This is a genomic window from Halapricum sp. CBA1109 (assembly GCF_009741825.1).
GTDB lineage: Archaea > Halobacteriota > Halobacteria > Halobacteriales > Haloarculaceae > Halapricum.
The window spans coordinates 1-8,431 of the sequence record NZ_WPCA01000123.1 but is presented as its reverse complement, the minus strand read 5'-3'; the positions used below and the strand labels follow the sequence as shown (position 1 = coordinate 8,431).

At 66.9% G+C, this 8,431-nt stretch carries 8 protein-coding genes and 2 pseudogenes; 8 read left to right on the top strand and 2 right to left on the bottom strand.

The features are described from left to right. Positions 1 to 73 precede the first annotated feature (73 nt). The 4 genes from alaS (at position 74) to GJ629_RS12435 (ending at position 4,998) form a co-directional block, all read left to right on the top strand. The gene (alaS, locus tag GJ629_RS12450; RefSeq protein ID WP_157513345.1) at positions 74 to 2,851 is read left to right on the top strand and encodes an alanine--tRNA ligase; all 2,778 of its coding nucleotides are present in this window, start codon (positions 74 to 76) and stop codon (positions 2,849 to 2,851) included. Positions 2,852 to 2,947: 96 nt separating this feature from the next. Continuing rightward, positions 2,948 to 3,529 (top strand): hypothetical protein, encoded by a 582-nt coding sequence (locus GJ629_RS12445; protein ID WP_157513344.1) that lies wholly within the window; start codon positions 2,948 to 2,950, stop codon positions 3,527 to 3,529. Positions 3,530 to 3,709: 180 nt separating this feature from the next. Further along, positions 3,710 to 4,477, top strand: coding sequence for a hypothetical protein (locus GJ629_RS12440; RefSeq protein WP_157513343.1), 768 nt, complete (start codon positions 3,710 to 3,712; stop codon positions 4,475 to 4,477). A gap of 44 nt (positions 4,478 to 4,521) precedes the next feature. Next, the gene (locus tag GJ629_RS12435; RefSeq protein WP_157513342.1) at positions 4,522 to 4,998 is read left to right on the top strand and encodes a hypothetical protein; all 477 of its coding nucleotides are present in this window, start codon (positions 4,522 to 4,524) and stop codon (positions 4,996 to 4,998) included. On the opposite strand, the gene GJ629_RS12430 is transcribed toward GJ629_RS12435, so the two are convergent. After that, complete coding sequence (locus GJ629_RS12430; RefSeq protein WP_157513341.1) at positions 4,995 to 5,744, bottom strand: MBL fold metallo-hydrolase; 750 nt, start codon at positions 5,742 to 5,744, stop codon at positions 4,995 to 4,997. The two genes, GJ629_RS12435 and GJ629_RS12430, sit on opposite strands and share 4 nt — an antisense overlap. Before the next feature lie 91 nt (positions 5,745 to 5,835). Here GJ629_RS12430 and GJ629_RS17630 point away from each other — a divergent pair. From GJ629_RS17630 to GJ629_RS12420, 3 genes and pseudogenes are all read left to right on the top strand, one after another. Further along, positions 5,836 to 6,207, top strand: a pseudogene (locus GJ629_RS17630) (alpha/beta fold hydrolase); the annotation flags it as partial. 7 nt (positions 6,208 to 6,214) lie between these two features. Next, complete coding sequence (locus GJ629_RS17625; RefSeq protein WP_255475233.1) at positions 6,215 to 6,622, top strand: alpha/beta fold hydrolase; 408 nt, start codon at positions 6,215 to 6,217, stop codon at positions 6,620 to 6,622. Positions 6,623 to 6,680: 58 nt separating this feature from the next. Next, positions 6,681 to 7,412: a type 1 glutamine amidotransferase gene (locus GJ629_RS12420; RefSeq protein WP_157513340.1), complete on the top strand. Its 732-nt coding sequence runs from the start codon at positions 6,681 to 6,683 to the stop codon at positions 7,410 to 7,412. Between the two features lie 150 nt (positions 7,413 to 7,562). Here GJ629_RS12420 and GJ629_RS18065 read toward each other — a convergent pair. After that, positions 7,563 to 7,787: pseudogene (locus GJ629_RS18065) on the bottom strand (HPP family protein); the annotation flags it as partial. Here GJ629_RS18065 and GJ629_RS18060 point away from each other — a divergent pair. Beyond that, positions 7,692 to 8,431 (top strand): acyl-CoA dehydrogenase family protein (locus GJ629_RS18060; protein ID WP_370515900.1); only part of this gene is annotated, 740 nt, incomplete at its 3' end. The pseudogene GJ629_RS18065 and the gene GJ629_RS18060 sit on opposite strands and share 96 nt — an antisense overlap.

Below are 8,431 nucleotides of genomic sequence, written 5' to 3'. Positions count from 1 at the left end.
ACTGCGACGCCGGCGCGGCGGGGACAACTCGCCAACGGAACTGATTTAGGCGCGCGTGCGGCACAGTCGACTAATGAGCGACCTCACCGAGGAGTACCGCCTCGACTACTTCGAGGAGGAGGGGTTCCACCGACTGGAGTGTCCGGAGTGTGGGGACCACTTCTGGACGCAAGACCCCGACCGCGAGACCTGCGGCGAACCGCCGTGTGCGGAGTACAGCTTTCTGGGCGACCCCGGCTTCGACGACTCGTTCGAACTCGCCGAGATGCGCGAGATCTTTCTCTCTCACTTCGAGGACCGCGACCACACCCGCATCGACCCGTACCCGGTCGCGGCCAACCGCTGGCGCGAGGACGTGCTGCTCACGCAGGCCTCTATCTACGACTTCCAACCGCTGGTGACTACCGGCGAGGCCCCGCCGCCGGCGAACCCGCTGGTCGTCTCCCAGCCCTGCATCCGGATGCAGGACATCGACAACGTCGGCAAGACCGGCCGCCACACGATGGCCTTCGAGATGGGCGGCCACCACGCGTTCAACGCCGAGGAGGGCTCCGACTACGCCTACGAGGGCGAGGTGTACTGGAAGGAGGAGTGTGTCCAGTACTGCGTCGAACTGTTCGAGGAACTGGGCGCTGACCCGAGCGAACTCACCCTCATCGAGGACGTGTGGGTCGGCGGCGGCAACGCCGGCCCCGCCTTCGAGGTCATCTTCAAGGGTCTGGAGTTGGCGACGCTCGTCTTCATGCAGTTCGAGCAGGACCCCGACGGCGACGTCGAGATGAAAGACGGCAACACCTACAGCGAGATGGACCGGTGGATCATCGACACCGGTTACGGCATCGAGCGCTGGACGTGGATGAGCCAGGGGACGCCGACGGTGTACGAGGCCATCTATCCCGAGATGATCGAGTTCCTGCGGGACAACGCCGGCCTCTCCTACACCGACGAGGAGGAGGCAATCGTCCGGGACGCGGCCCGGATGTCCGGGAGCCTCGACATCGACGATGTCGACGACGTGGAGGCCGCACGCGGGGCGATTGCCGACGAACTCGGCGTCGACGTCGAGCGCCTGCGCGAGTTGGTCGAACCGCTGGAAGATGTCTACGCCGTCGCCGACCACTGCCGGACCCTCGCCTATATGCTCGGTGACGGCATCGTCCCGAGCAACGTCGGCACGGGCTATCTCGCGCGGATGGTCCTCCGGCGCACCAAGCGACTGGTCGACGGCCTCGGCGTCGACGCGCCGCTTGACGAACTCGTCGACATGCAGGCCGAGCGACTCGGCTACGACAACCGCGACACCGTCCGGGACATCGTCCGCACGGAGGTCGAGAAGTACCGCGAGACGCTGGACCGCGGCGGCCGGAAGGTCCGGCAGTTGGCAGAGGACTACGCCGAGACGGGCGACCCCATCCCCGTCGCGGAACTGATCGAACTGTACGACTCCCACGGCATCCAGCCGGATATGGTCGAGGAGATAGCCGCCGAACGCGGCGTCGACGTCGAGACGCCCGACGACTTCTACTCGCTGGTCGCCGAGCGACACGGCGGCGAGACGGCCGCCGACGCGGCCGAGACGGTGCCCTACGCCGACCGCATCGCCGAACTCCCCGAGACCGACCGCCTGTACTACGACGACCAGCAGCGCATGGAGTTCGAGGCGATGGTGCTGGACGTGTTCGAGCGCGAGGACGGCGACTACGACGTGGTGCTGGACCAGACGATGTTCTACCCCGAAGGCGGCGGTCAGCCACCGGACCACGGGACGCTCTCGGGCGACGACGGCACCGTCGACGTCACCGATACCCAGCGAGTCGACGGCGTCATCCTCCACACGGCCGACGGCGACCCCGGTAAGGGGGAGTTCGTCCGCGGGAAGGTCGACGCGGCCCGCCGCCGGCAGTTGATGCGCCACCACACCGCGACCCACATTGTCATCCACAGCGCCCGGCAGGTCCTCGGTGACCACGTCCGGCAGGCCGGCGCACAGAAGGGCGTCGACTCCTCACGCATCGACATCCGCCACTACGAGTCGATCACGCGCGAGCAGGTCAAAGAGATAGAGCGCCGCGCCAACGACTTGGTGATGGACAACGTCGCAGTCAAACAGAACTGGCCCGACCGCCACGAGGCCGAGGACAAGCACGGTTTCGACCTCTATCAGGGCGGTATCCCGCCGGGCGAACAGATCCGGACGATCAGCGTCGCCGACGACATCCAGGCCTGTGGCGGGACCCACGTCGCCTACACCGGCGAGATCGGCGCGATCAAGATGCGCTCGACAGAGCGGATCCAGGACGGCGTGATCCGGTTGACCTTCGCGGCCGGCGAGGCCGCCGTCGAGGCGACCCAGAAGACGGAGGACGCTCTCTACGAGGCCGCCGACGTTCTCGACGTCTCCCCGGAGGACGTCCCGGAGACCGCCGAACGGTTCTTCGAGGAGTGGAAGGCCCGCGGCAAGGAGATAGAGGACCTCAAAGAGCAACTCGCGACGGCCCGCGCCGGTGGCGGGGCCGACGCCGAGGAGGTCGAGGTGGCCGAGACGACCGCCGTGATCCAGCGCATCGACGCCGACATGGACGAACTCCGGGCCCAAGCCAACGCCCTCGTCGACGAGGGGCAGATCGCCGTCCTCGGCAGCGGTGAAAGCGGCGCCCAGTTCGTCGTGGCCGTCCCCGACGGTGTCGGCGTCAACGCCGGCGAGGTGGTCGGCGAACTCGCGGGGCGGGTCGGCGGCGGCGGTGGCGGCCCGGCGGACTTCGCACAGGGCGGCGGCCCCGACAGCGAGAAACTGGACGACGCGCTCGCGGCGGCCCCGGAGATTCTCCAGTCGGTGACCGCCGAAGACTAACAACACTCTGGCACGAGAGTAGCCACCTCCCCATTTTTCGTCCAGCTACTCTGTCAAGACTAGTTCTTAATATGCTATGATATTCAAATGGATAGTATGACGATTCAGAGACACATAGTCGTACTCTCGTTGAGTCTATTCATCGTTGTTGGGAGTCTGACTGGTGGTGTCGGGGCTGTTCCCGCGCTCACCGAGGAGGTATCAACTAACGCGACGGGTCACGCAACCAGTGTATCGCTGGCGGCGAACGACCAGACCACGGATGGATCGCGTATCGATATCGCGAGTTACGACCTCAGCACTGAGGGTGAGACTCTCGCCGTGTGGTCGCTATCGAATGGGTCACTCGATACCGTGATCGGATCAGTTGCTCCGGATACCTTGAGTGGGACCATCGAAATCGAACTTGATCAGACGCTGCAGGAAAACCAGACAGTCGCCGTCGCCGTTCATTCGTCCCAACCGATGACTGACAACGTCATCGTGAGTGATAGAGCGGAACTCACTATCGAAACTGTGCCGGCGTCGGTCACGTTCAACGATCAGACGAGCAGCGGCCAGTCGGTGGATATTGCCGCGTATACTCTCGGGAGCGACGGCGAGACTGTGGCTGTCTGGTCGGTCACCGAGGACGGGTCACCGGACCAGGTACTCGCGTCGGTGGCTCCATCCAGTTAGTCGGGGGCGACCTCGTTGTTGTTGGAGTCCGCTATCGACACGAATCAGACGCTCGTCGCTGCGGTCCATTCGGGCGATCCGACGGCCGATAACGTGCTGGCGGCTGATACGGCGGCAATTACTATCGAAACTGTGCCGGCATCGGTTACGTTCAACGACCAGACAAGCAGCGGCCGGTCGGTGGATGTTGCCGACTATGATCTCGGGAGCGACGGCGAGACCGTGGCTGTCTGGTCGGTCACCGAGGACGGGTCACCGGACCAAGTACTCGCGTCGGTGACCCCGTCGAGTCAGTCGGGGACTCTCTCGCCGTTTTTGGCGTCGGCTATCGACACGAATCAGACGCTCGTTGCCGCTGTCCACTCGGGCGACCCGACGGCCGACAACGTGCTGGCGGCCGATACGGCGGCAATCACTATCGAAACTGTGCCGGCATCGGTTACGTTCAACGATCAAATCATAAATGATCGATTCGTTGACGTCGCATCCTTCTCGCTCGGCAACAACGGCCAGACGTTGGCCATCTGGTCAGTCACCGAAGACGGGTCCCCGGGGCAGGTTCTCGGTTCGGTGACTCTGACGGCGGTGTCCGGGACGAAGTCGCTCGGGACTTCACCGTACGTTCGAACCAACCAGACTCTTGCCGCTACTATCCACTCGGGCGAACCGACGGCTGCGAACATCCTCGCTGTGGACACGGCCGATATCGCCGTCGACCTGAATCCGTCCGTCGGCGGGAATCCACCGGCGAGAACCATCGACGGTGATCGATTGCTGGAAGATATAACCGGTGACGGGAGCGCTGACCTCTTCGACGCGCTGTCGTACTACAACAACCGCAACACCGATGCGATTCAGAACAACCCGACGCAGTTTGATTTCGACAGGGACGGCGACACTGGCGACCTCTTCGACGCCCTCGCGCTGTGGAACGAGATCAGCGGCTGATCACCGGCGTAAAATTCACAGACCTCGACACGGACGGATCGACTATGTCCGCCGTCGACCCCTGGCGTGTCCTCGCCGTCTTCCTCCTCGCGGGCGGCCTCCTCTACACCGGCGTGGCCGGTTCCCAGGTGGCGTCCGCGCTCGATGCCAACGGCCACGACTACACGATGTCCCTCCACGAGAAAGACGCCCCCGACGAACCAGACGCGACCGTCTACGCCTACGAGAACCTCTCGGAAGACGCGCGGGGCGCGTTCGACGACCTCTACACCGGCGAGGCAAACAGTGCCACGGTCGTCCCCGAAGAGCGTGCCGAGTACCTCGCCGCGGAGACGGAACTCGTCATCTCCGACCGGATCAACGTCCGGTACCAGGGTGACATCTACTGGCTGTGGCTCGGCGAACGGGTCGAACGAGCGACGACCGGCCAGTTGGCCATCTTCGGGGCGATCAAGATGGCGCCGCCCCTGACGCTCGTCGCGCTTGGCGGCCTGCTGTACGCTCGCCGGCGTGGCGACTAGCGACCCTCGTCCAGCACCACGGGCACGCCGGAGGAGGCCACGTCCGCGGCGAACGCCCGCGAATCTATCTCCTGTGTCGAGAAGGTGTTGTAGTGGACCGGGAGCACGAGGTTCGGGTCGATTGTGTCGGCGAGTTCGGCGGCCTCGTGGCGATTCATCGTGAACCGCTGGCCGATGGGCGGACAGAAAAGCGAGCAGTCGATGGTCCGGTGGCCGGGCAAGACGTCCGTATCGCCGGGGTAGAGCACCCGCGTCCCCTCGACGTTCAGCACGTAGCCACAGCCGAAACCCTCGGGGTGGTAGGGCGTCCCGTCGGGGCGGGTGTTGGGGCCGTCGGGCCTGTTGTAGGCCGGCACCGACCACGCCGTCACGTCGCCGACCGAGAGGGAGTCTTTCGTGCCGACGCGCCGGACCTCGTAGCCCAACTCGGCAAGCGCCGGGAGGTCACGGCCCGGTGCCTGCGTGTCGATGCCCTCGAAGGCGATAATCGTCGCGTCCTCGTCGGCGACCCGTTCGATGCCGTCGGGGTCGTAGTGGTGGATGTGAGTGACACAGACGACGTCGCCGTCCTCGGGGCGGTAGTCCCGACTCGGCGGGTGGCCGATGTCCTCGGTGTCGGGTTCCCACTCGCCGGTCAGGATGCCGTAGCGGCCGGGGTCGACGTAGACGGTCGTGTCCTCGCCGGCGAGTTTGATCGTGGCGTATCCCAGCCACTCGACGGTGAGGCCGTCGTGTCGGACGGTCATTGACTGATATAGGGCTGCCGCGGGGATAAGTCGGCTGCTTCCGCCGGGGCGAACGACAAGGCTCAGGGGGACCTCCGCCGTAGCCCCCGGTATGCCGACAGCGAGCAACGACGGGGTCACCCTCCAGTACGTCACCGACGGGGCGGGGCCGACGGTCGTCTTCTGTGGCGAGGCGGGGCTGGGCGCGTGGCTGTGGAGCTACCAGTTGGGCGGGCTCCCGCCGACCGTCGAGACGCTGGTGTGGGAGTACCGCGGGACGGGTCGCTCGGACGCGCCGCCGGGACCCTATAGCGTCGAGACGCTGGTCGCGGACCTCGATTCGGTGCTCGCGGACCACGGCGCGCGCTCGGTCCACCTCGTCGGGGCCGGCCTCGGCGGACAGGTCGCCGTCGAGTACGCTCGCGACCACGGCCGCGCCGACACACTCACGCTGTTCGGGACGCCGCGCTCGCCCGCCGATATCGACGCGGATGCCCTCAACCGGGTGTGGGCCGACCCCGGCGACGCGGGCGCACTCCGGTCGTCGCTGTCGACGCTGTTCCGCCCCCGAGACGGTCGCGTCCCACCCCGAGGAGATGGACCGCATTGTTGGCTGGCGGCGCGAGGACGACGCCGACGCCGAGGGCTGGAACGCTCAGCGGGCGGCGCTGTGCGATCACACTCTCACCGACTGCTACGAGGTGACGACGCCGGCGCTGGTCTGTCACGGGACCGAGGACGCGGTGGTCGACCCGGCCGCGGGCGAGGCGCTGGCCGAGGCCCTGCCGAACGGGACCCATCGGGCGGTCGACGGCGGCCACTGCGCGTTCGTCGAGTCCGCACAGGCGGTCACCGACACGCTCGTCGGTCACTTAGAGGACGCCGGCGCGTTCGAGTGAGCGGCAGTACCTGCCGGTGCAGGGGTGTTTTTGACTCTCCGGGCGTTTGAGGGGGACGATGAGCCAGCCGACGGTCGCGTTGTTCGACGCCGAACACGACTCGCACAACAGCCGGAACTTCCGGCGGGAACTAGACGCCGAGGTCGTCGAGTTCCGGATCCAGTGCGGGGAGCGACCGACCGGCTACGACTTCGACGCCGCCGTCGTCACCGGCTCGCGCTCTTCTGTCTACTGGGACGAGCCGTGGATCGACACGCTGCGGGCGGTCGTCGCCGAGACGCTCGACCGCGGTATCCCGACGCTGGGCGTCTGTTTCGGCCACCAAGTCCTAGCGGACGTACTCGGCGGAACGGTCGAGCCGATGGGCGAGTACGAGATCGGGTACCGGACAATCGAGCGGCGGGCCGCGGACCCGCTGTTGGCGGGACTGGGCGAGGCGTTCACCGCGTTCACGACGCATTCGGACGCTGTCACCGAGTTGCCGCCGGGGGCGACGCTGCTCGCGGCGAACGACTACGGCGTCCACGGCTTCCGGAAGGGGCCGGCCTACGCCGTCCAGTTCCACCCCGAGTACGACACGACCAGCGCCCGCGAGGTGACCGAGGGCAAGGACATCGACCCCGAGCGGAAACGGCGCGTCCTCGACGGTATCGACCCCGAGAACTACAGGGCAGCCTGTGAGACGAAACGGCTGTTCGACAACTTCCTCGATGTCGTCGCCGAGCGCTCGACGGCGGCCGAGTCTACGGTGTCCGCCGAGGAACCAGCGCGGTCGGCGACCGACGACTAGGTCGGGACCCGCCTGTGGTCGGTCGCGGCGTCGAACGCCAGTTGCGTTCCGACGAGGGCGGCGACCCGCGAACACGATCAGGAGGACGTCGAGCGGTGTCGCCAACAGCCCCAGCGAGACGATGAGCGTCGTCGCGGCGGCCGGGGCGTGGCGGGCGTCGGTGCCCTCCATCGCCGTCGTCGTCAGCACGACAGACAGCGTCGCGCTCACGATCAACGAGGCCATCGCCAGCGACTGTGCCGGCGGGAGCGCCACCAGTGTCGCCGGCGCGGCGACGAGGTGGTAGGCGACGAACCCGGCGAGCGCACCGAGGGTGTGGCCGACCACGACCCGGCGCGGCGTCGCGGCGTCGTCGTCGGGCCGGACCGCAAGCAGGTACGCCGACGGGCCGAGACTCGGGAACACCAGCGGTTCGGCGAGGGCGACGGCGAGGACAGCGGGCACGAGCAGGAACCCGCCGGCACGGACTGCACGACGGATCGGACCGAACACACCGTCCCGTCGACTACCGGTAGGCAAAACGGTGTTGGACCCGGCGGGAGCGTTTTTGTCCCGTGGTACCGATTGTCGAGTATGCTCGATTACCTCGACCTCGCGGCGGACTGCTCGGGCGAAGACCAGATGATCCGACACACAGCCCGGGAGTTCGTCGCCGAACAGGTCGACCCGGACATCGGCGAGCACTTCGAGGCCGGGACGGTCCCCGAGGGCATCGTCGGCCGGATGGGCGAGTTGGATTTTTTCGGCCCGATGCTGTCGTGGGGGGAGCTGCCGGGCGTCTCGGCGACGGCCTACGGCCTGTTGATGCAGGAACTGGAGGCCGGTGACTCGGGTATCCGCTCTATCGCCAGCGTGCAGGGCGCGTTGGTGATGTACCCCATCGCCGAGTACGGCAGCGAGGCCCAACGCGAACGCTGGCTGCCGCGGCTGGCGGTCGGCGACGCCGTCGGCTGTTTCGGCCTGACCGAACCGGACCACGGGTCGGACCCGGCGTCGATGGACGCCCGCGCCGACCCCGA

Excerpts from the sequence above, each read along its gene's own strand:
- GJ629_RS12435 (WP_157513342.1), top strand. The coding sequence starts at position 4,522 with ATGTCCGCCGTCGACCCCTGGCGTGTCCTCGCCGTCTTCCTCCTCGCG.
- GJ629_RS12420 (WP_157513340.1), top strand. The coding sequence starts at position 6,681 with ATGAGCCAGCCGACGGTCGCGTTGTTCGACGCCGAACACGACTCGCAC.
- alaS (WP_157513345.1), top strand. The coding sequence starts at position 74 with ATGAGCGACCTCACCGAGGAGTACCGCCTCGACTACTTCGAGGAGGAG.
- GJ629_RS17625 (WP_255475233.1), top strand. The coding sequence starts at position 6,215 with ATGCCCTCAACCGGGTGTGGGCCGACCCCGGCGACGCGGGCGCACTCC.
- GJ629_RS12445 (WP_157513344.1), top strand. The coding sequence starts at position 2,948 with ATGACGATTCAGAGACACATAGTCGTACTCTCGTTGAGTCTATTCATC.
- GJ629_RS12430 (WP_157513341.1), bottom strand. The coding sequence starts at position 5,744 with ATGACCGTCCGACACGACGGCCTCACCGTCGAGTGGCTGGGATACGCC.